Origin of the sequence: Rhizobium sp. CIAT894, from assembly GCF_000172795.2 — a bacterium.
Classification (GTDB): domain Bacteria; phylum Pseudomonadota; class Alphaproteobacteria; order Rhizobiales; family Rhizobiaceae; genus Rhizobium.
The window spans coordinates 310,394-332,214 of the sequence record NZ_CP020950.1 but is presented as its reverse complement, the minus strand read 5'-3'; the positions used below and the strand labels follow the sequence as shown (position 1 = coordinate 332,214).

Genomic DNA, 21,821 nt, shown 5'->3' with positions numbered 1-21,821 from the left:
AATGCATTTTTGCGGTCTACGAGGCGCGTTTTAGAACTTGCGGCTTAGCTCATCGGCCATGATGCGCTCGATCATTTCGGGATCGCATTGTTCATCGACAAGGAACTGGCGGATTCCACCATCCCACGTCCGTATGTCGGCCAAGAGATCTCGAAGGTCGTCAATTCCATTTTCGGTCAGGCCTTTTGTGCCATCTTCACTGCCATCGCGGACATATATCAATTCGCCCTCGGCGATATTGTCCGAGTTGGCGGTCACCTCCTCGATTAATTCGAGGTTCTCGCCGATCATGCCGGCGACTTCTTTCAGCGTATAGATGAACCTCGAGCGTGCCATCACGCAGCCTCGTATCGGTCTTTCGCTGGCGCCCACTGCGACGGCAGCAGTTCCTCAAAGCGATCTTTGGGGTGATCCTGGATCCTGGTCAGGACGTCTGTGAGGTAGGTCTCGGGATTGTGGCCATGGAGTTTGGCCGTTTCTATAATGGTCAGGATGTTGGCGATGCGCTCGCCGCCTTTATCCGAGCCGGCAAATAGCCAGTTTTTTCTTCCGATTCCAAGCGGACGCATGGCTCGTTCAGCTATGTTGTTATCGATTTCGACACGGCCATCGTCGATGTAAACGCTCAACGCTGTCCATCGCGAGAGGGCATATCGCATCGCTTCAGCCAGCTTCTGCTTCTGTGGCAGCGCCGAAAGCGTCTCTTCTATCCAGCGCTTGAGGTCCGCCAGAAGGGGCCTGGCGTGTTGCTGGCGCAGTGTACGCCGCTGGTCAGCCGACATGCCGCGGATACGATCCTCGATATCGTAGAGCGCACCGATGCGCGACAGCGCTTCGTCAGCGATCGGGGATGGCTTCAGCTTGATCACATCATGGAACTTGCGGCGCACATGCGCCATGCAGGCGGCCTCGACGATCTGGTTGCCGTAGAGCTTCTTATAGCCACCATAGCCATCCGCGTGCATCACGCCGCTGAAGGCAGCGAGATGGTCGGCCGGATGCGCGCCCTTGCGGTCGGGGCTATAGTAGTAGGCAATGGCCCTTGGAGTGGGGTCTCGATAGCCGCTGCCATCGAAGACATAGACCCACACCCTGCCGGTTTTGGTCTTTCCTCGCCCAGGGTCGAGAACATCGACCGGGGTATCGTCCGTATGTATTCGGTCGACCGCCGCAATATGGGCCCTGATCAGCAAGACGAGTGGCGTCAGCAGAACGGACACACGGCCGACCCAGTCCGCCATGACAGAGCGGGAGATGTCTATTCCCAGCCGGTCGTACATCTCGGATAGGCGGTAGAGCGGGATGTGATCGTCGAATTTGGCGACCATGATATGAGCGAGCAATCCCGGTCCGGGCTTGCCTCGCTCGATCGGCAAGGTCGGCATTTCGCCAGACACCGTCGTATCGCAGTCCCTGCAGATCATGCGCTTTTCGATATGGCGGACAATCTTTACGGACGCCGGCACGTGCTCCATCACCTGGACCATCTTGTCAGCAGCCTTCAGGAACGATGTGCCACCACAGGTCGGACAATTGCAGGGTGCTGCATAGACCAGCTCTTCGGTTGGAAGACCATCCGGCAATGGTTTGCGCTTCGGCTTGTCTAGTGCGTCATCCAACTCCGGCAAAGGAGCTTTCCCGGAGCGCATCTCAGCCTCGGCACGGGAGGCCTCGATCTCCTCCAGCATCAGTTCAAATTGCTCGATCTTCCGGTCGATCTTTTCCGAAGAAGCGCCATGCTGCCGATGTCGGAGCAACTCCAGCTGCGCGCGCAGAAGCCCGATAATGGAGTCGCGCTTGCAGACTTCGGCTTCTTGGCTCTCAAGTTTCCCCGCCTGTTCAGCAACGAGCGCGCGCAATACAGATAGCTCGTCCTGACTGTCCAGCGGCGTTGTTTCCATGCCCGCATACATAGCCGATTTGCGCCGGAAACGCTAGCATCATGCCCCGGATGTCCTTGCAAAATATAGCTTTTAACCCGTTCGACCGGGCGCGGAAGTCCACGCAGGTCGGCGCCAGTCGATCCCCTCCACAAGCATCGAAAGCTGAGCCTGCGTCAGGGGCGCAACGCCATCTTTCGCCGTCGGCCAGGGAAAGTATCCGCGTTCCAAAATTTTGTAAAACAGGCAGAACCCTTGGCCATCCCACCATAAAAGTTTGATCCGATCAGCGCGTTTTCCGCGGAAGCCGAAGATCGCGCCAGAACCCGGCGCCTCCTTTATGACCGCCTCAACCAACGCCGACAGTCCATCAATGCCACGCCGCATGTCGGTCACTCCGCAGGCCAGATAAACCCGCACATTTCCAGAAGGCCCGATCATGCTGCCTCCACACAAGCAACAAGCGACGATAGCACTTCGAGATCCATGTCCGCTGCAATTCTCAGTAAGCGGCCATTCCTCAGGACGATTTCAACGTCTTTGCATCTCGACCGAGCATCGCTCCTCTTGGAACCGTCACTCACGCTCTCCGATGCTCCGATAAGCGACACCGGGATGAACGATGGGGTCTGTGGAGGGTTCAATTCGGGTCGCGAGAACTTCTTTCGCCAAGCGTATATCTGTTGCGGAAGAACGTCGTGCCGGCGCGCTACATCCGAAACGCTGCCATCCACGCCGAACGCTTCTTGCAATATCAAAAGCTTCAGTTCAGTGGACCATCGACGTTGTCGCTCGGCACCCGTCAGGATCTCAACCTTGGCCATTCATACCCTGTTACGTCACAAATGAATCATCTGTGTCGTAACTTGCGCCAATTCCGCGCCGAACCAAAATCCGCTCACCGGACGCTCACGGCTGTGCGAGGAGATCGATGCGAAGGTGAAGGTCTTCCTCGACAGGCCCATCGAAGGAGAATGGCCCTACCTGTGGATCGATGCGACCTACCTCAAGGTTCGGCGCGATGGTCGTATTGTCTCCGTCGCCGTAATCATCGCCGTCGGCGTCAACACCGACGGTCGACGCGAGGTGCTCGGCATGGAGATCGGCACGTCCGAGGCCGAGGCGACCTGGACCGAGTTTCTTCGAAAGCTGACCAGGCGGGGTCTGCGTGGCGTGAAGCTCGTTGTCTCCGATGCGCATGAGGGCATCAACGCCGCAGTATCGAAGGTGCTCTCCGCCACCTGGCAGCGCTGCAGGGTCCACTTCATGCGCAATGCCTTGGCTCATGCTGGAAAGAGCGGACGCCGAGTTGTCTCCGCCTTCATTGCCACGGCCTTCGCTCAGGACACGCCGGAGGCGGCAAGCGCTCAGTGGCGCAACGTCGCCGACCAGATCAGGCCAAAGGTACCGAAGCTCGCTAGTCTTATGGACAGCGCCGAGCAAGACGTGCTCGCCTACATGACCTTTCCCAAGCAGCATTGGGCCAAACTTCACTCGACCAACCCGATTGAGCGATTGAACGGCGAGATCAAGCGGCGGACAGAGGTCGTCGGCATCTTCCCCAACGACGACGCCATCGTGCGCCTGGTCGGTGCGCTGCTGCTCGAACAGAACGATGAATGGGCCGTCCAGCGATCCCGCTACATGACACTTGAGACAATCGCCACAATGAGCGATGATCCCCTCATCAGCCTGCCAGCAGCAAGCTGACACTCATCCGGCCCTCTGGGATGAGCCGTGGTCGTCTAAGCTACACCACGTCCTGGGACATGATCCGCTTCTTGCTTTTGCATTGGGTGTGCAGGCGGCATAGCCATGATCTCCGTGGTGGCTTGGAGAATATCCTTTACGGCGGATTCGTCTGGGTTTGTACCGCCGGCAATTGGATAGATCTCAGAGGCTTCGCCAAAATTCCTTAACAACGACAGCATGGGACCGGGCGACACCGCCCAATCCAAATAGGTATATTCATTCCCCTGAACCGTGTTTCTCAAAGGGTGTTGGACGGCCCAGTTCATGCTGATTGTGATCAGAGCGCCCGTTTTCCGCCAGCTTTCTAAGGCCGAAAACAATTGCTGCCTTTCAGCAGCTCCCTCGCCCATGCCAAATAGGAGGGATACCCCAACCTTGATTCCGGCTTCGGACAATATCTCAACTGCTTTGTCCGCGCGTTCCATCCACGAACCCTTCTTGGTGGCGATGTTCTTGTGAAGACCTCCAACAAGTTCTGGGCGCGGTGTCTCGACCCCGATGAAAAGATATTCCAGGCCCATGCGGCCTAGTCTTCGTGCAAGGGCTGGGTTATTAACGATTTGGTCAATGGTCGCTTGTCCGCCAAGCCGCACAGGATTTTCGATTGGGTCGAATACCTTTTCAAACTGGGCTACGAGGGCCGAATTCCATCCAAGAAGAGTTGAGTCTTCAATGAACGCCGAGACAGGAAAGTTTTCGCCGTAATCTGCCTTGACTACGCGGCGGGCTGCTGCGAGTTGGCCGCATAACCGGTGGGGGCTTGTCTTGAACTGTCGAGGAGGCCCGACAACGCTGATCCTCTCACTGCAGAAGATACAATCATAGATACATCCACGCCCGATGTCGCTGAAGACGTGCGCGGTAGGCGCGCCACCAAACACGTCAAACCTAGTTGTAACTCCGAACATTTCGGCTGGGGATGGCATCCCATTACAATCGAGCGGCATGCCCGAAGAGCACACAGTGTGGACCTGATCGTCCATGATTGTGCCGGCGATCCAGTGCCCCGGGGTGGTCGTCAGGTGGCCCAATAAGAATTTCGCCTCCCTTGGCGAAAAACCTCTTGCTTCCAAGGAAGCTACGACGCACCCAATTTCCGCGATAAAGTGTTCACCATCTCCGGAGAGCACGATGTCGAAACAGTTGGAAACTTTTCCGTCAGCAATTAGCCGCAGAGGGGACGCCAGATGATGTCTTACACGATTTTCGTCATCCCGATATATTGTTTCGGTGGCGTGGCGACCGCCAAGAACGATACAAACGTCATCGCCTAGAAACTCTCTGATGTATTTCGCTGTCTCAATCGCACCACGGAAGCATATCGACATCGCTCCTATGAGAACTAAATTGGGCCGGACCCGGACTAATAGCGGCGTTAGCCTTCGCTGCACATCGTCCATGTCAGATAGCAGAAGCGTTGATTGTCGCCTGTCACTCCTGGTGCCGCGCCAATTGCTTTCGCCCCATGCACCTTTCGCCTTGGATGCCAGTGACGCAGCATATCTGCAGGCATTGTAGAGGCTTGCCGGATCGGCGCTTGATAATGCCATTTCGCCCGCCTCGCCGTGAGAAAACTGGGGAGCAGAACACGCGATTATACGTAAGCCCACGGGCTTCCTCCACTATCTGTAATATTTTTTTAAATGATTCGGGCGGTTAAGCGATCTTTTCTCCGGTATTAGACTCGGTCGTATCCGATGGAATAAGTATTGATACAGCAAATATGGCTAGTATAGCCGCGAAGCACGCAGAATACACCAAGTGGTAATGCCCGGTATATTTGATAATCTGTCCTCCGCCGAAATTGCCTAAGAGCCCGATTTAAAAGAAGTTAAGGATAACAGGCAGTTGTGATTCCCTATTGGTGCTAAATCAAATGGGGTTTCGATGAGCTGGACTGCTATCGCTCGCCCTGAGCATAACCGAGACGTGCTTCGTTTTCCAAGTGATTTTAAGGACCGGGAATGGGCGTTGATCAAACCGCTGATCCCGCCAGCGCGTCGTGGCGGGCGGCGTCGGACGACGAATATGCGCTCGGTCGTGGAGGCGATCCTCTGTATCGCCTCGAGCGGCTGCCAATGGCGCATGCTGCCGGGCGATTTTCCGCCGGTTTCGACAGTGCGCGGTTATTTTTACGCTTGGCGCGCGATCGGACTGTGGCAGAGCATCAACCAGCTTCTGGTGATGGCGGCGCGGGAAATCGAGGGGAGGCGCAACCGACGGCAGGGATTATCGACAGCCAAAGCGTAGCGACGGCGCACCCCATGTCCGCAAGGCGATCCGCCGCCGTTTTCCGTGGCTGCGCCACATCTTCGCAGATGGTGGCTACGCCGGAGCCAAGTTGAGGCGAGCAATGTGCGGCCATGGTGACTGGACGATCGAAATGGTCAAGCGTTCGGATCACGCCAAGGGCTTCGTCGTCCTGCCCAAGAGATGGGTGGTGGAAAGAACTTTCGCCTGGCTTGGACGCTGCCGCCGTCTCGCCAAGGATTGGGAGAAATCGATCGAAAGCGCAACCGCATGGGCGCAAATCGCTTCAATCAGAATGCTCACAAGGCGCATCGCAAGATATTGGATATACGAATGAACTTTTGAATCGGGCTCTGAGACGCGGGTGCGCTACGACTATCGTCGCGTGCATGTGCTTTTGAACGCGAGGGTTGGGGCACCAATATCAAGCGAACCTATCGCATTTACAGAAACTTGGGACTGCAGCTGCGGAATAAGACTGATCTGAACCTGATCTGAACCCTTCAAACTGGACCAGTTTTGGTTAGAGTTTTCCGGTGCATTTTCCTGGCTGGGAAAGGACCAGAAGACGATGAAAGCATCGCAGTTTTCGGACGCTCAGAAGGGGTTCATTCTGAAGCAAGGTGATGAAGGGGTGTCTGTTGCTGAAATCTGCAGGAAGGCGGGGATCAGCCAAGCGACTTATTTCAACTGGAAGAAAAAATACGCGGGCATGCTGCCACCGGAGATGAAACCGTTGAAGCAGCTCGAGGACGAGAATTCGCGCCTGAAGAAGATCGTCGCGGATCTAACGCTGGACCGCGAGATGTTGCAGGATGTCATCCGCCGAAAGCTCTAAGGCCTGCTCGGAAGCGGGAGATGGTGAAAGGCATGTGCCGCGATTGGGCGATCTCGATCCGGCGTGCTTGTGGAGCGTTGAACTTCGATCGATCAACTCACCACTATACCTCTCGCCGTGCTGATCAGGCCGGTCTGGAACGTCGTATTCGCGAGATCTGCGAGATCCGTGTGCGGTACGGCTATCGCCGCGTGCATGTGCTGTTGGAACGCGTGGGTTGGGGCACCAACATCAAGCGAACCTACCGCATTTACAGGGACTTGGGGCTACAGTTGCGGAACAAGACACCGAAGCGGGGGGTAAAAGCCAAGCTTCGCGAGGATCGGCACATGGCCGTCGGACCCAACGACGTCTGGGCGATGGACTTCGTCCATGACCAACTCGCAACGGGTAAGAAACTGCGCGTGCTGACGGTGGTCGACACCTTCTCGCGCTACGTGCCGGTGCTTGATCCACGTCATAGCTATAGAGGCGAAGACGTTGTGCAAACCCTTGAACGGGTGTGCCAAAAAGCCGGCTATCCGAAAACGATCCGTGTCGACCAAGGGACGGAATTCGTGTCGCGCGACTTGGACCTGTGGGCCTATTCCAAGGGCGTGACGTTGGACTTCTCACGCCCCGGCAAGCCAACTGATAATGCCTTCATCGAAGCGTTCAATGGCCCTTCCGTGCAGAATGCCTGAACCAGCATTGGTTCCTGACCCTTGCGGATGCCCGCGAAAAGATGGAGGATTGGCGTAGATACTACAATGAGGAAAGACCTCATGGTGCGATCGGCAACAAGGTGCCGATCTCGTTGGTGAATTCAGGGTGCGCAACCAGCCCGCCTCCCTGAATGAAGCCGGAAAACTCTAGCATCCGGTGGTCCAACGTTTGGGAGCGGTTCAAAAACCGCCGAGGCTCTAATCGCCGTCAGTGGCAGGTCAGGATCGAAAGCTTCAACATTTTTCGATTGGGAGCTGGGTGCGATTGTCTCCAGTTTTCGGATCCGTTGTCCTGCTGATAGTCGCGGTCGACCTAGCGGTGCAAGTGATGCCATCACGACACCGTCTGTCAGCTTTGTCTGATCGGCGACATTAGGTTTTGTTTGGCAGTTTCCTGTGGTGGTTCGGAGTAACTTTCTGAAACCCAACAAAAAGATCTTTCCTTTGGCTCGATCGGCCCACATGGCACGGGTTTTGAAGATTGCCATGCGAGGCGGCGCGAGCTGCCTGCCTTTTACGCAGCGATGGATGGAACGAAAGAAGGAAGGCGATATGTCAGATTTGCGTCAAATCGCATTTTACGGCAAAGGGGGGATCGGCAAGTCCACCACCTCCCAAAATACGCTCGCAGCGCTTGTCGACCTCGGGCAGAAGATCCTGATCGTCGGATGCGACCCGAAAGCCGACTCCACCCGGCTGATCCTGAACGCCAAAGCACAGGACACGGTTCTGCATCTGGCAGCGCAGGAAGGTTCGGTGGAAGACCTTGAGCTCGAGGACGTGCTCAAGGCCGGCTACAAAGGCATCAAGTGCGTGGAGTCCGGCGGTCCGGAACCGGGCGTCGGCTGCGCCGGGCGCGGCGTCATCACCTCGATCAATTTCCTTGAAGAGAACGGTGCATATGACGATGTCGACTACGTCTCCTATGACGTGCTCGGCGATGTGGTGTGCGGTGGCTTTGCGATGCCGATCCGTGAGAACAAGGCCCAGGAGATCTACATCGTGATGTCCGGCGAGATGATGGCGCTCTATGCCGCCAACAACATCGCCAAGGGCATCCTGAAATATGCCCATTCCGGCGGCGTGCGGCTCGGCGGCCTGATCTGTAACGAGCGCCAGACGGACCGCGAGCTCGACCTCTCCGAGGCGCTGGCTGCCAGGCTCAATTCCAAGCTCATCCACTTTGTGCCGCGTGACAACATCGTCCAGCACGCCGAGCTCAGGAAGATGACGGTGATCCAGTACGCGCCGGACTCCAAGCAGGCCGGGGAATATCGGGCGCTAGCCGAGAAGATCCATGCCAATTCGGGCCAAGGGACCATTCCGACCCCGATTACCATGGAAGAGCTCGAAGACATGCTGCTCGACTTCGGCATCATGAAGAGCGACGAGCAGATGCTGGCCGAACTACAGGCCAAGGAGTCAGCGGTGGTTGCGGCTCAATAACTGCCGCTGTCGACAGGACGCGCTGGCCCTTGCGCCAGCGCGTCCTTCCAAGAAAGCCGCTTCGGCGACGACGACCTAACCCGAACCTTGAAAGGGGGCAGGGGCCCATGAGCCTTGATTACGAGAATGACAGCGTTTTGCATGAACAGCTCATTGCGGAAGTATTAGCGCAATATCCAGACAAGGCGGCGAAGCGCCGCAAGAAGCACCTCAGCGTCGCAACGAGCGGCGACGAGCCTGGCGATGAGCCGAAGGCCCTTTCCGAATGCGACGTCAAATCGAACATCAAGTCCATTCCGGGCGTGATGACGATCCGCGGCTGCGCCTATGCCGGTTCCAAAGGCGTGGTATGGGGGCCGGTCAAGGACATGGTCCACATCTCGCACGGGCCGGTCGGTTGCGGTCATTATTCCTGGTCGCAACGCCGCAACTACTACGTCGGCCTGACGGGCATCGACACGTTCGTGACGCTGCAGTTCACCTCAGACTTCCAGGAAAAGGACATCGTGTTCGGCGGCGACAAGAAGCTTGAACAGGTCATCGACGAGATCGAGGAGCTTTTCCCCCTCAACAACGGCATCAGCGTGCAGTCGGAATGCCCGATCGGGCTGATTGGCGACGACATTGAGGCGGTGTCGCGCAAGAAGGCCAAGGAGCACGAAAAGACGATCGTGCCGGTGCGCTGCGAGGGCTTCCGCGGCGTCTCGCAATCGCTCGGCCACCACATCGCCAACGACGCCATCCGTGACTGGGTTTTCGACAAGAACGAAGTCGAGTTTGAGACCGGCCCTTACGATGTCAACGTCGTCGGCGACTACAATATCGGTGGCGACGCGTGGGCTACGCGCATTCTATTGGAGGAGGTGGGGCTGCGCGTGGTCGGCAACTGGTCGGGTGATGCCACGCTCGCTGAGGTCGAGCGCGCGCCAAAGGCCAAGCTGAACCTCATCCACTGCTACCGCTCGATGAACTACATCTGTCGGCACATGGAGGAAAAATACGGCATCCCGTGGATGGAATACAATTTCTTTGGTCCGTCCCAGATCGAAACCTCCCTGCGCGAAATAGCCAAGCACTTCGGTCCGGAAATCGTCGACAAGACCGAGGCTGTCATCACCAAGTACCGGCCCCTGGTCGATGCTGTCGTCGACAAGTACCGGCCGCGCCTCGAAGGCAAGACGGTGATGCTCTATGTCGGCGGCCTGCGTCCTCGCCACGTCATCACGGCCTATGAGGACCTCGGCATGCGGATCGTCGGCACCGGCTACGAGTTCGCCCACAACGACGACTATCAGCGCACCGGCCATTATGTGAACAAGGGTACGCTGATCTATGACGACGTGACCGGTTACGAGCTGGAAAAGTTCATCGAAGGCATCCGCCCCGACCTTGTTGGGTCCGGCATTAAAGAGAAGTATCCGGTGCAGAAGATGGGCATCCCCTTCCGCCAGATGCACTCCTGGGATTATTCCGGCCCGTATCACGGCTATGACGGCTTCGCCATATTCGCCCGCGACATGGATCTGGCCATCAATAATCCGGTGTGGGATCTCTACGACGTCCCCTGGAAAAAAGAGGCCGCGCCAGCTGAGGCGGTTGCGGCCGAATGAGAGCCTGGCCTGTCTTGGGAAGGGGCAGGCCAGGCTCTTCCCATCGGACTTGATCCGCACTCGTGACAGATGACATCCCATTGCCGCCACCGGTGCGGCGCGATGAAAAGAAAGGTGCTTACTATGCCGCAGTCGGCGGAAAAAGTTCTCGACCATGCTCCCCTGTTCCGCGAGCCGGAATACAGGCAGATGCTCGCCGAGAAGAAAGCCAATTTCGAATGCCCCCACCCGGATCAGGTCGTTGCCGATCAAAACGACTTCACGAAGACCTGGGAGTATCGCGAAAAGAACCTGGGCCGCGAAGCCCTGGTCGTGAACCCGGCCAAAGCCTGCCAGCCGCTCGGTGCCGTCTTCGCAGCCGCAGGCTTTGAGCAAACGATGTCCTTCGTCCACGGCAGCCAGGGCTGCGTCGCCTATTACCGTTCGCATCTGTCGCGTCACTTCAAGGAGCCTTCATCGGCGGTCTCGTCCTCGATGACGGAGGACGCGGCGGTGTTCGGCGGGTTGAAGAACATGGTCGACGGGCTCGCCAATACATACAAGCTCTACGATCCGAAGATGATCGCCGTCTCGACCACCTGCATGGCCGAAGTCATTGGAGACGACCTCCACGGCTTCATCGAAAACGCAAAGAACGAAGGGTCGGTCCCGCACGACTTCGATGTTCCTTTCGCCCACACGCCTGCCTTCGTCGGCAGCCACGTCGATGGCTATGACGGCATGATCAAGGGCATTCTAGAGAACTTCTGGAAAGGCAACGAGCGGAAGGAGGTTGCTCAAGCCATCAACATCATTCCCGGCTTCGACGGCTTCTGCGTCGGCAACAACCGCGAACTGAAGCGCCTGCTCGACATGATGGGCGTATCCTACATCTTCATCCAGGATGCCTCCGACCAGTTCGACACGCCGTCTGACGGTACGTACCGCATGTATGACGGCGGCACGAAGATCGAGGACTTGAAAACGGCGTTGAATGCCGAAGCGACCCTGTCGCTGCAGCACTATAACACGCGCAAAACGCTGGAATATTGCAAGGAGGTCGGTCAGGTTACGGCTTCGTTCCATTATCCGCTGGGTGTTCAGGCGACCGACGAATTCCTGATGAAGGTCTCGGAGATTACCGGCAAGGAAATTCCTCCGACAATCGGCCTGGAACGCGGCCGTCTCGTCGACGCTATGGCAGATAGCCAAGCCTGGCTGCACGGGAAGAAATACGCGATCTACGGCGATCCTGACTTCGTCTACGCCGTTGCCCGGTTCGTCTTGGAAACCGGCGGTGAGCCGACCCACTGCCTTGCTACCAACGGCACGTCGGCCTGGGAAGCCGAGATGAAGGCGTTGCTCGCATCCTCGCCCTTCGGCAAGGATGCCCAGGTCTGGGCGGGCAAGGACCTGTGGGCGTTGCGCTCGCTGCTCTTTACCGAGCCGGTTGATCTGATGATCGGCAATTCCTATGGCAAGTATCTCGAGCGCGACACCGGCACCCCATTGATCCGGCTGACCTTTCCGATATTCGACCGGCACCATCACCACCGTTTCCCGCTCATGGGCTACCAGGGCGGCCTGCGCGTCCTGACGACGATCCTCGACAAGATCTTCGACAAGCTCGATCGCGAGACGAGCGAGCCGGGTGTGACGGACTATTCTTACGACCTGACCCGCTAGGAGCGGCGGCGGTCGGCCTTGTGAGGCCGGCCGCCTTCATCTGAACTTGGAGACCGCAATGCCCTTGCTCAATGCTAAAGTCCAGGATGTCTTTGACGAGCCTGCCTGCGAGAAGAACCGCAGCAAGGATTCCAAGGCGCGCAAAAATGGCTGTTCGAAGCCGCTGATCCCCGGGGCGGCAGCCGGCGGATGCGCTTTCGATGGCGCCAAGATCGTGCTGCAGCCGATCACCGACGTCGCGCACCTGATCCATGGGCCTCTCGGCTGTGAGGGCAATTCCTGGGACAACCGCGGATCGGCTTCTTCAGGTCCAACGCTCTGGCGCACAAGTTTCACGACCGACCTCACTGAAACCGAAGTGGTGATGGGGCACGGCGAGCGGAAACTTTTTAAAGCAATCCGCGAGATCAAGGAGGCCTATGCTCCACCGGCGGTTTTCGTCTATTCGACCTGTGTGACAGCATTGATCGGCGACGACATCGAGGCCGTCTGCAAGCGGGCCGCGGAAAAATTCGGCCTTCCGGTGGTGCCGGTCAACGCACCGGGCTTTGCCGGCTCCAAGAACCTTGGCAATAAGCTCGCCGGTGAAGCGTTGCTCGATCATGTGATCGGCAGCGTAGAGCCGAACGACGTGACCGCCTACGACATCAATATCATTGGTGAGTTCAACCTATCCGGCGAGTTTTGGCTGGTGAAGCCGCTTCTTGACCGGCTGGGGATCAGAGTAAGGGCCTGCATTCCAGGAGACGCCCGATATCTTGACATTGCTTCTGCGCATCGCGCCAAGGCGTCCATGTTGGTGTGCTCGACAGCACTCATCAACCTCGCCCGCAAAATGGAGGAGCTCTGGGATATCCCGTTCTTCGAAGGCTCCTTTTACGGAATTACCGACACCTCGGAAGCACTCAGACAGATCGCCAAGCTGCTCGTGATGCAGGGGGCGGATCCCGAAATCCTCGAGCGCACCGAGGCATTGATCGCGGAGGAGGAGGCGATTGCCTGGATGAAACTCGCAGCATATCGACCAAGGCTTGAAGGCAAGCGCGTGTTGCTCAACACCGGCGGCGTCAAGTCCTGGTCGGTTGTCCATGCGCTGATGGAGGTGGGCATCGAGATCGTGGGCACCTCGGTCAAGAAATCCACGCCTAAAGACAAGGAACGTATCAAGCAACTCCTGAAAGACGAAAACCACCTGTTCGAGTCGATGGCGCCGCGCGAGCTTTATAACATGCTCGCCGACGGTAAAGCCGACATCATGTTGTCTGGCGGGCGCACGCAATTCATCGCGCTGAAGGCCAAGACACCTTGGCTCGATATCAACCAGGAACGCCACCACCCCTATGCCGGCTATGACGGCATGGTGGAGCTCGTTCGCCAGATCGATCTTGCTATTTACAATCCGATCTGGATGGAGGTGCGGGAGCCGGCACCGTGGGAATGCCAGCATGCGGTGGAAGAAGAACTGACGAATACCAAGAGCGAGAACGAGACTGGGTACGCCATGCAAAACTTTGTCGGCGCGGTCGCCGGCAGCTTCGGCAAGCGTTGAGGAAAGCCGATGGTTCAAGTCTTTCCCCAGACCAAATCAGCTGCGGTCAATCCGCTGAAATCGTCGCAGCCGCTCGGCGCCGCGCTCGCCTTTCTTGGCGTCGAGCGTGCCGTGCCGCTGTTCCACGGCAGCCAGGGCTGCACCAGCTTGGCGCTGGTACTTTTAGTCCGGCACTTCAAGGAAGCCATTCCCTTGCAGACAACGGCATTGGACGCAGTGGCGACGATCCTTGGCGGCGCAGGCAATCTGGAAGAGGCGATCCTCAATCTCAAGAGGCGCGCAAAACCCAAGCTGATCGGAATTTGCACGACAGCCCTGGTGGAAACCCGCGGCGAAGATTTCGCAGGCGATCTCGCCAACATCAAGCGGGATCGTGCCGATGAGCTCGCGGGTACGGAGGTTGTGCTGGCGAATACCCCGGATTTCGAGGGAGCGATCGAAGAGGGATGGGCGAAGGCCGTCTTCTCTATGGTCGAGCGCATCACCACTCCAGGCGAGCAGAGCCGCCACCAAAAGAAGATTGCGATCCTACCAGGATGGCATCTGACAGTCGCTGACATCGAGCTTCTGCGCGAAACGGTCGAAAGCTTCGGTCTGAAGCCGGTGATCCTGCCGGACATTTCCGGCTCTCTCGACGGCACGGTGCCCGACGATCGTTGGGTTCCGACCACCTATGGCGGTACTCCCGTCGACGAGATACAAGAGCTTGGCACGGCGGCGCAATGTATCGCGATCGGCGAGCATATGCGCCGCCCCGCAGAGCTACTGCGGACCCGGACGGGAGTCCCTTACGCATTGTTCCAGTCGCTGACAGGATTGAAACGAGCCGACCGGTTCGTCTCGTTTCTTTCTGAGATTTCTGGTGCACCGGTGCCAGCAAACATCCGCCGTCGCCGAGCACAGCTGCAGGACGCCCTGCTCGACGGACATTTCCATTTCGGAGGCAAGAAGATCGCAATTGCTGTGGAGCCGGACCAGCTCTACCAATTCGCTACCTTCTTCACTGGCATGGGCGCCGAAATCGCGGCAGCGGTCACCACGACCGGCACCTCAAAAATACTCGCGGAAATGCCGGCCGAATCGCTCCAGGTCGGTGATCTTGGCGATCTCGAAGAACTTGCCGTCGGCGCTGATCTTCTCGTCACGCATTCGCATGGACGACAAGCGGCGGAGCGCCTTGGGATTCCGCTCATGCGGGTGGGCTTCCCGATATTCGACCGACTCGGCGGCCAGCATAAGCTCACAAGTCTCTATCAGGGAACGCGCGACCTGATCTTCGATGTTTCCAACATCTTCCAGGCCAATCAGCGCGCGCCGTGTCCGGGATCGCTTGATCCCTCCCGCAAAGGAGAACTGCCTAGATGATCGCCGCTCGTCGCCTTTCCCTCGTCCCTGACGGGGTTCACTCGTCAGCTCCAAAACGGAAGGCTGGCGCGTTGCGCGTCGCAATCGCCACTCAAGATATGAAATCTCTCGACGCCCATTTCGGATCGGCAAAACGTTTCGTCGTCTATGATGTGAGTCCCGACGACTGGAAACTGGTGGAAGTCCTGGACTTCGAAGACGTTTCCGACCAGAGCGGAAAGCATCGGAACGAGGACGTCGATCGTATTAACCCGAAGGTGAAGGCGTTGGAAGGTTGTCACCTATTGTTCTGTCTGGCGATCGGTGGGCCATCGGCAGCCCGAGTTGTTTCGGCCAAAATCCACCCAATTAAAGTATCCGATCCTCAACCGATCGAAGATGTTTTGTCGCGAACTCGGGCGATGCTCAGGACTACTCCGCCACCCTGGTTACGCAAGGTGCTAACCGAAGCAGGCGCCATTGAAAAGAAGCCTTTCGATGAGGAGGACTAAGAAATGGGTACATTGACAGGAAGTACGGATGGCCCTGCTGTCAACGAGGATGGGGATCTCGCCACCCCTTTTCTCAGATGCCTGATAAGGCTCATTCGCGCTCAGGATGCCCATGGGGCGTGGGAAGGCAAATCGGACACTGACCTGCTGGCCGACTTCATCCTCACCAAGGAGCAGCGCCGTAAGATCCCGATCATAGGCGATCCGGATCCTGATGTGCTGTGGAGGCTACAGAATTTTTACAGTTGCGTGGGGCTTGTGATCGAAGAGTGCACAGGCCTGTTGGCATCGCCGATCATGACGATCGGCCATGAGGGCTTCGGCCGCTTGCTTTTGACGACCGGACGGTTGGTCGTTCTGTCGAAGACCCTGCGCGATGTCCACCGGTTCGGCTTTGAGACGCTAGGCAAGCTCGCCGAGACCGGCACGAAAATGGTCGATGACGCGATTGAAGTTATCGAAACCTATCCCGACGTGGCGCGGGCATCATGAAATCAATTTTCGCGGAAAGAGATCATGTCAGACATTGTGGAGCAGCTGAAGAAGGTCCGCAAGCTGCAGTCCCGCGCCGCCGCTGCGAAAATCTCAGCATTTGCAATGGCCAGAACGAGAGTTCGATGGTGAGCTCACTGGCATGATCATGGCTCTCAACCACGCGGCGGTTGCCGCCTGAAGAACTGCCAGACTCTCGTTGCCGCAGACGACATTGCTTCGCAATCTCGCGAACAAATCAGGAGAACGGTGTTGCGTTTCACAATCTTTTGCGGCCTCCTGCTGCTCGTCGTCTGGGCGAAGGCACTAACGAGTTACTTCGTCTGGCATTCCATCCACGAAGTCATCGTTGCAATGGTGGCTAGTTTGTTGCTTCTTCAGTGGGCGTATATCGCAAGCCTGCTCTTTTCCATCTGGCAATCCAGCCGTAATTACAGGAGTCGCCAAAGGGCTAGACGATCCGATCATCGCTAGAACGTGGTGTCAGCCACAGCCTATCATGAGGGCGAAAACCTCGGCGTTCTTTGGAACGCCTCTCATCAAATCAGATCCAACCATGAGTCAACGGAATTCGAACCTGCCGGATGACGTGGATGCGTCGAGAGCCCTATCGCCGCGCAAGCTCTGCAACCTCGGCCGTGCCATGATGACGTGTAACAGGTGCCCTGCTCATGCCCTATCTGTGGTGGCTCCGACTTCATTCGCGGCGGCGAGACCGCAGCGAAGTGCTGGACTTATGTTCCTGCGTCCTTCCGTGTCGTGCATCATGTCCAGCCCCGCTTACCTGCAGAGCAAAATTGGCCCTTGTTTAGATAGTCGAGGCCGCACTGCCAGAACACAGCGAGGCGATTTTGTCTTGTGGCCAGGTATGTGAAAGACGCTCATGCGAGCCAGCAGCACTGGACAGGAAAGGTCAGCATTTGAATTTAAAAAGGTACCTTGATCCAAAAGTGGATGTGCTCGCTTCAGTAGCTGAATTGGATGGTCTGTACCGCGTCCAGAGGACCATAAAAGAAACGTGAGTTATAAGGCTGAGCCTATGAATTTCATGAGAACGGAGCAGGGGCTTCTCTGCGTTTCAATAGCCGTTACCATCCTCCTTGCCTGCATCGGCATTTTGTTCGGGATTATTTCAGGATCGTTCGCAATCATATTCGATGGTGTCTACGCATTGACGGACGCTGCCATGACTATCGTAGCTCTGCTTGTTACAAAGCTTATCGCGTCATCCGAAGCGCGCTCCAGCAAAGGAAAAATTACCGAGCATTTCACGATGGGGTTCTGGCATCTTGAGCCCATAGTCTTGGCTCTCAACGGCATTCTCATAACCGGGTCGGCTGTTTACGCACTTGTCAACTCAATCGGCAGCATTTTGCATGGGGGACGTCCGCTCAACTTTAGTCAAGCGATCGTCTACGCCGTCGTAACACTCGGTGTGACAGCCACCATGGCGGTTATTGGTGATCGAGCTAATCGTAAGATCAAATCTGATTTCGTTGCCCTGGATACGAAAGCTTGGCTGATGTCCGCCGGGCTAACGATCGGGTTACTCGTCGCGTTTGCCATCGGATATTTCATTCAGGGGTCTTCTTACGAATGGATCTCGCCGTTTATTGACCCGGTCGCGCTGGCATTAATCTGCATTGTGATCATTCCCATTCCGGCGGGCACGGTTCGGCGAGCGCTCGCCGACATACTGCTTGTTACGCCATTAGATCTCAAACAACAAGTTGACGCGGTCGCCAAAACAATCATCGAACGACATGGATTCATATCCCACCGGGCTTATGTGGCCCGGGTCGGCCGAGGTCGGCAAATCGAGCTACATTTCGTTGTCTCAGAGGACTTCCCGGCGAGGAAATTGCAGGAATGGGATAAGATCCGTGACGAAATCGGGCTCGCGATTGGTAACGAGGGTCCGAGTCGTCGGCTCACCATCGCCTTTACAACCGATCCTGAGTGGGCAGATTAGGATTTTGAACCGAATTTGGAGCCCTGTACACGCAGGCATTCCATAACGGGCGTGATCCTCGAACCGGATGCATAGCTCGGCGTTTTTTCCAGCCACCATGCGTCAATTTCAGGGTTCGTACCAATCTTCGGTCAATGCGGCCAGTTTCGATGCCGAAGTTTTCCGTTATGCCTCCAGGCGCGATACTCGATTCAGCGAATAGGGTTGGCTGAACCCAGATCGCGCCTTTGCGTTTAAGCTCCACAGGCGGTTTCGCCGTCTTGATCTTGTTGAGATCCTGCCGGAGGCCGATTGTCTCGCGTTCTTTGAAACGAGCGACGCCTATGTCCTTGTACTGGCTCAGGAGGGCGCGGCCCAGCTGCCCAGGTTCTGATAGATGTCATCGCGCAGCTGTCGGACCTGTCGATTGAGCTCACCAAGTTGCGCAGGCGTATGGTCGGAAATTTCCAGAAGAGCGTCGCCCAGGCAGCCAGCTCGCGACCTCAGCTCCGGCCCGCGTAACCCGCCGGGTGATGCTGCGGGCGGCAAGGGTCATCAGCGACTATGGTTCCGCGAACGCGACGAGGCGCCCGCGGATAGCCGTCGGCAACATGAAGTCGCCTCGTAGGTCAGACCTTGTGCAGAAAATCGACCACGCCGGTATCGAGATCATAATAGGCGGGCACGATCTTCACCTTGCCTTCCTCGACCAGGCAAGAAACAATCGCACTTTCGGTGAGGATGCGCTCGGCGCCGTTGAAGGCATTGGCATGGACGGTCTTGTCGACAAAATTGTCGCCGCGATCGGTCTCCGCCAAAGCCACGGGCAGGATCGGCTGGGTCATCTTGCCGATTGAGCCATCGAGCTTGGTACCCTTGGACACGACCTCGCAGGCGGCGGAGACCGCCCCGCAACGCTTGTGGCCCATGACGACGATCAGCGGCGCATGCAGATGTTCGGTGCCATATTCGATCGTGCCGAGCACATCGGTGTCGACCACGTTTCCGGCATTGCGGGCGACGAAGAGTTCGCCGAGCGTCACGCCGCCGAATACAAGTTCCGGCACGACACGGCTGTCGGAACAGGTCAGCACGATCGCCCAAGGTGCCTGGCTCTTGGCGACCTCCTGCCGGCGCTTGGAAATATTGGCGGCGCAGGCTTCCGTGTCGGCGATGAATTTCTTGTTGCCTTCCTGGAGTTTTGCCAGTGCTTCATCCGGCAGGAGGGCGGGAGCGTTCGAGGCGAATGCCGGCATGGTCATGTCAAAGCCTGCAGTCATGACGGCCACGCCTCCGATGCCGGCAAATTTCAGCAGGGAGCGACGGCTGAGTGGGGAGGAATTGCATTCAAAGCACATGGTATCGGTCCTTTTGCAATATCCGGGATGGCTGCGGAGAAATGGGACCTGCTCCAAGTCATGTTCGGCAATTCTCCGGGAATCGGAGAATGGCCGATTGGTTATGCCTTGATATGGCACTCATCAAGCGGAATTTTGACGCATCGGAGGAGCTAAGCCAATCCTGGAGTATCGCCCCGGCCGTACGGTAGATCAACCCGGCCCTGACGGGTTCTGGCGAGGGATGCTCATGCGCGGCATATTGGGTTGCAAGGGACCCTTTGGGCGCTGCCTTCTGCTTTCTTTAGTGGCTCCGCTGCCGCCGGCGGGATCGCATTCATTAACTCACTCGGGAACCTAGGAGCATTTGTGGGGCCGTTCGTTATAGGGTATCTCCGTAGTCAGCCCGGAGGTTTTTCCACAGGCCTATACGCTTTGGCAATTATGGGCCTAGTTGCGACAGTCATGTCGATTTTCCTCCTGCGCCTCCTGCGCCAAACTCGATAGAAACAACCAGATGTTCTTGTGTTTGTTGTCACGTGAGCCGAGCCGGTTAGCTGCACAACGAGATGCGGCTCGGGTCAGCGAGGAAACCAACAGCAAGAGCTCGCAAAATTCCTCAGCGTCACCGGCCGCCGTCTTCGCACCCAAGGCCGAAACCGGCAATGCCGCTCATGTCGGCCCACCGATGCCGGGCGCCATCTCGCGCGTCTTTGTGTCGCCCGGACAGGCGATCAATGCCGACGATGTGCTGGTGTCGACCGAAGCGATGAAGGTGGAAACGGCAATTCACGCCGAGGAGAACGGCACGATCGCCGAAGTTCTCGTCAAAGCCGGCGACCAGATCAATGCCAAGGACCTGCTTGTAACTATCGCGGCCGGTTCAGCGTAAAGTTCCATAACGTTGATTATGCTATTTGGTGTTGTAGCGGCTATTTAGTAATGCGACAGTTGGGCCAGTTAGAGATGCGACAATCTCGCCTCTCGACGACTGGTCAATGCCAATGTCGGGAGCAAGGATGACGACCTTCAGCCTGGTCGAGACCATGAGCGGTCGGAGTCGTCATGTCCTTTATGATCACCATGTCGCAGAAAGAATTGCATCGCCTCGAACTCATCCAGAAGATCCGTGACGAACGCCTGAGCGTTGTGCAGGCCGCCGAACGGCTCGACCTCAGTCGAAGTCAGGTCCATCGGCTGCTGCAGGCCTATGACCGGGATGGTCCGGCCGGGCTTGTTTCCAAGAAGCGATCGCGACCGAGCAACCGGCGCCATAGCGAGGAGTTTCGCAATGCGGCGCTGAATCTGATCCGTGAACGCTATCTGGATTTCGGTCCGACGCTGGCGCGTGAGAAGCTGATCGAGCTGCACCGGATCTCGGTCGCCAAGGAGACCCTGCGGCAATGGATGACCGAGGCCGGCATCTGGGTCTCGCGTCGGGAACGCAAGAAGCGGGTTTTCCAGCCACGCGGCCGACGTGATTGCTTTGGCGAACTGGTACAGATCGATGGCTCGCATCACTGGTGGTTCGAGAACCGTGGGCCCAAATGCGGCCTGCTCGTCTATATCGACGACGCCACCGGCAAGCTGCTGCATCTACGGTTTGCCGGCTCGGAGAACACCTTCGACTATCTGCACGCGACCAAGGCCTATCTGCAGCAATGGGGCAAACCGCTGGCCTTCTACAGTGACAAGCACGGCGTCTTTCGTTCGACCCATGCGTCGGAGAAGGACCGGACGAGCGGCCTGACACAATTCGGCCGCGCGCTTTATGAGCTGAACATCGACATCATCTGTGCCAATACCCCGCAGGCCAAAGGCCGCGTCGAACGTGCGAACCAGACACTGCAGGATCGGCTGGTCAAGGAAATGCGGCTGCGCGGCATCGACACGATCGAGGAAGCCAACGCCTATGCGCCTGAGTTCATTGCGGATTTCAACGCGCGTTTTGGCAAACAGCCGCGTAATCCGAAGGACATGCACCGGCCGTTGGCCGACCACGAGAACCTCGATGGCGCCATGTGCCGCAAGGAAGTTCGCACGCTGTCGCAGGCTTTGACGCTGCGCTATGACAAGGTGCTGTTCATCCTTGATCCGACAGATCTTTCCAGGTCCCTGGCGGGTAAGAAGGTCGTCGTTTGCGACTATCCGGACGGGCGCCTCGAGATCATGCACGAGAGCTTTGCCCTGCCCTACCGAACCTTTGACACGTTACGCTCCGTGCATCGCGCCGAGGTCGTCGATAACAAGCGGTTGGACGACATGCTGTCTGTTGTCGCCGAGCTGCAGGCTGGGCGGGAGCAGCAGCGCAGCAAGGGCGGACCACGGCGAACTGGGCAGACGGACCATATGTTCGGCATTCGCGATGGCAGCACGGGGAACGGCTACCAGAAACGTGGACGCAAGCCGAGAACGGATTACATGAACGATCCGGCGGTGATCGCACGGCGGGAGAAAGCGTTATTGAGGCAGCCGGCTGCGGAATAAAGGG

Annotated in this window: 15 protein-coding genes and 5 pseudogenes; 15 read left to right on the top strand and 5 right to left on the bottom strand. The window is 57.4% G+C overall.

Going from position 1 to position 21,821, the window contains the following annotated elements; translation table 11 throughout:
• Nucleotides 1-30: 30 nt before the first annotated feature.
• From RHEC894_RS25575 to tnpB, 3 genes are all read right to left on the bottom strand, one after another.
• Nucleotides 31-336 carry a hypothetical protein gene (locus RHEC894_RS25575; RefSeq protein WP_010069757.1) on the bottom strand — a complete coding sequence of 102 codons (306 nt, stop codon included), beginning with the start codon at nt 334-336 and terminating at the stop codon, nt 31-33.
• Nucleotides 336-1,901, bottom strand: coding sequence for an IS66 family transposase (locus RHEC894_RS25570; protein WP_010069756.1), 1,566 nt, complete (start codon nt 1,899-1,901; stop codon nt 336-338). Before RHEC894_RS25570 ends, RHEC894_RS25575 begins: the two co-directional genes overlap by 1 nt.
• A gap of 72 nt (nt 1,902-1,973) precedes the next feature.
• Nucleotides 1,974-2,321 (bottom strand): IS66 family insertion sequence element accessory protein TnpB, encoded by a 348-nt coding sequence (gene tnpB, locus RHEC894_RS25565; protein WP_010069755.1) that lies wholly within the window; start codon nt 2,319-2,321, stop codon nt 1,974-1,976.
• Nucleotides 2,322-2,765: 444 nt separating this feature from the next.
• On the opposite strand from tnpB, the pseudogene RHEC894_RS25555 reads away from it, so the two are divergent.
• Nucleotides 2,766-3,590 (top strand): annotated as a pseudogene (locus RHEC894_RS25555) (IS256 family transposase); the annotation flags it as partial.
• Nucleotides 3,591-3,625: 35 nt separating this feature from the next.
• Here the strand turns inward: RHEC894_RS25555 and RHEC894_RS25550 are convergent.
• Nucleotides 3,626-5,032 carry a radical SAM protein gene (locus RHEC894_RS25550; protein ID WP_085739636.1) on the bottom strand — a complete coding sequence of 469 codons (1,407 nt, stop codon included), beginning with the start codon at nt 5,030-5,032 and terminating at the stop codon, nt 3,626-3,628.
• A gap of 487 nt (nt 5,033-5,519) precedes the next feature.
• On the opposite strand from RHEC894_RS25550, the pseudogene RHEC894_RS25545 reads away from it, so the two are divergent.
• The 12 genes and pseudogenes from RHEC894_RS25545 (at nt 5,520) to RHEC894_RS25490 (ending at nt 18,014) form a co-directional block, all read left to right on the top strand.
• Nucleotides 5,520-6,219: pseudogene (locus RHEC894_RS25545) on the top strand (transposase).
• Between the two features lie 18 nt (nt 6,220-6,237).
• Nucleotides 6,238-6,362, top strand: a pseudogene (locus tag RHEC894_RS32670) (IS3 family transposase); the annotation flags it as partial.
• Between the two features lie 91 nt (nt 6,363-6,453).
• Nucleotides 6,454-7,555 (top strand): annotated as a pseudogene (locus RHEC894_RS25540) (IS3 family transposase).
• Between the two features lie 421 nt (nt 7,556-7,976).
• On the top strand, nt 7,977-8,870 hold the full coding sequence (gene nifH / locus RHEC894_RS25535) for a nitrogenase iron protein (RefSeq protein WP_004675840.1): 894 nt from the start codon (nt 7,977-7,979) through the stop codon (nt 8,868-8,870).
• A 107-nt stretch (nt 8,871-8,977) separates the two neighbouring features.
• A complete protein-coding gene (nifD, locus tag RHEC894_RS25530; RefSeq protein WP_010023084.1) occupies nt 8,978-10,480 on the top strand; it encodes a nitrogenase molybdenum-iron protein alpha chain in 1,503 nt (500 codons plus the stop codon).
• A gap of 123 nt (nt 10,481-10,603) precedes the next feature.
• Nucleotides 10,604-12,145: a nitrogenase molybdenum-iron protein subunit beta gene (gene nifK / locus RHEC894_RS25525; protein WP_018247184.1), complete on the top strand. Its 1,542-nt coding sequence runs from the start codon at nt 10,604-10,606 to the stop codon at nt 12,143-12,145.
• Nucleotides 12,146-12,203: 58 nt separating this feature from the next.
• Nucleotides 12,204-13,694 (top strand): nitrogenase iron-molybdenum cofactor biosynthesis protein NifE, encoded by a 1,491-nt coding sequence (nifE, locus tag RHEC894_RS25520; RefSeq protein ID WP_125460994.1) that lies wholly within the window; start codon nt 12,204-12,206, stop codon nt 13,692-13,694.
• A 9-nt stretch (nt 13,695-13,703) separates the two neighbouring features.
• Nucleotides 13,704-15,059, top strand: a complete 1,356-nt coding sequence (gene nifN, locus RHEC894_RS25515; RefSeq protein WP_085739635.1) for a nitrogenase iron-molybdenum cofactor biosynthesis protein NifN — start codon at nt 13,704-13,706, stop codon at nt 15,057-15,059.
• Nucleotides 15,056-15,550: a nitrogen fixation protein NifX gene (nifX, locus tag RHEC894_RS25510; protein ID WP_085739634.1), complete on the top strand. Its 495-nt coding sequence runs from the start codon at nt 15,056-15,058 to the stop codon at nt 15,548-15,550. Before nifN ends, nifX begins: the two co-directional genes overlap by 4 nt.
• Nucleotides 15,551-15,553: 3 nt before the next feature.
• Complete coding sequence (locus tag RHEC894_RS25505) at nt 15,554-16,042, top strand: NifX-associated nitrogen fixation protein (RefSeq protein ID WP_085739633.1); 489 nt, start codon at nt 15,554-15,556, stop codon at nt 16,040-16,042.
• A 660-nt stretch (nt 16,043-16,702) separates the two neighbouring features.
• Nucleotides 16,703-16,858, top strand: coding sequence for an IS66 family transposase zinc-finger binding domain-containing protein (locus RHEC894_RS33950; protein ID WP_348630164.1), 156 nt, complete (start codon nt 16,703-16,705; stop codon nt 16,856-16,858).
• A gap of 223 nt (nt 16,859-17,081) precedes the next feature.
• Complete coding sequence (locus RHEC894_RS25490) at nt 17,082-18,014, top strand: cation transporter (protein ID WP_085739632.1); 933 nt, start codon at nt 17,082-17,084, stop codon at nt 18,012-18,014.
• Nucleotides 18,015-18,622: 608 nt separating this feature from the next.
• Here the strand turns inward: RHEC894_RS25490 and RHEC894_RS25485 are convergent.
• Nucleotides 18,623-19,351 carry a carbonic anhydrase gene (locus RHEC894_RS25485; RefSeq protein WP_085739696.1) on the bottom strand — a complete coding sequence of 243 codons (729 nt, stop codon included), beginning with the start codon at nt 19,349-19,351 and terminating at the stop codon, nt 18,623-18,625.
• Nucleotides 19,352-19,979: 628 nt separating this feature from the next.
• On the opposite strand from RHEC894_RS25485, the pseudogene RHEC894_RS25480 reads away from it, so the two are divergent.
• Both RHEC894_RS25480 and RHEC894_RS25475 read left to right on the top strand, forming a co-directional pair.
• Nucleotides 19,980-20,222, top strand: a pseudogene (locus RHEC894_RS25480) (biotin/lipoyl-containing protein); the annotation flags it as partial.
• A 173-nt stretch (nt 20,223-20,395) separates the two neighbouring features.
• A complete protein-coding gene (locus RHEC894_RS25475; RefSeq protein WP_041684032.1) occupies nt 20,396-21,817 on the top strand; it encodes an ISNCY-like element ISRel10 family transposase in 1,422 nt (473 codons plus the stop codon).
• Nucleotides 21,818-21,821 lie beyond the last annotated feature (4 nt).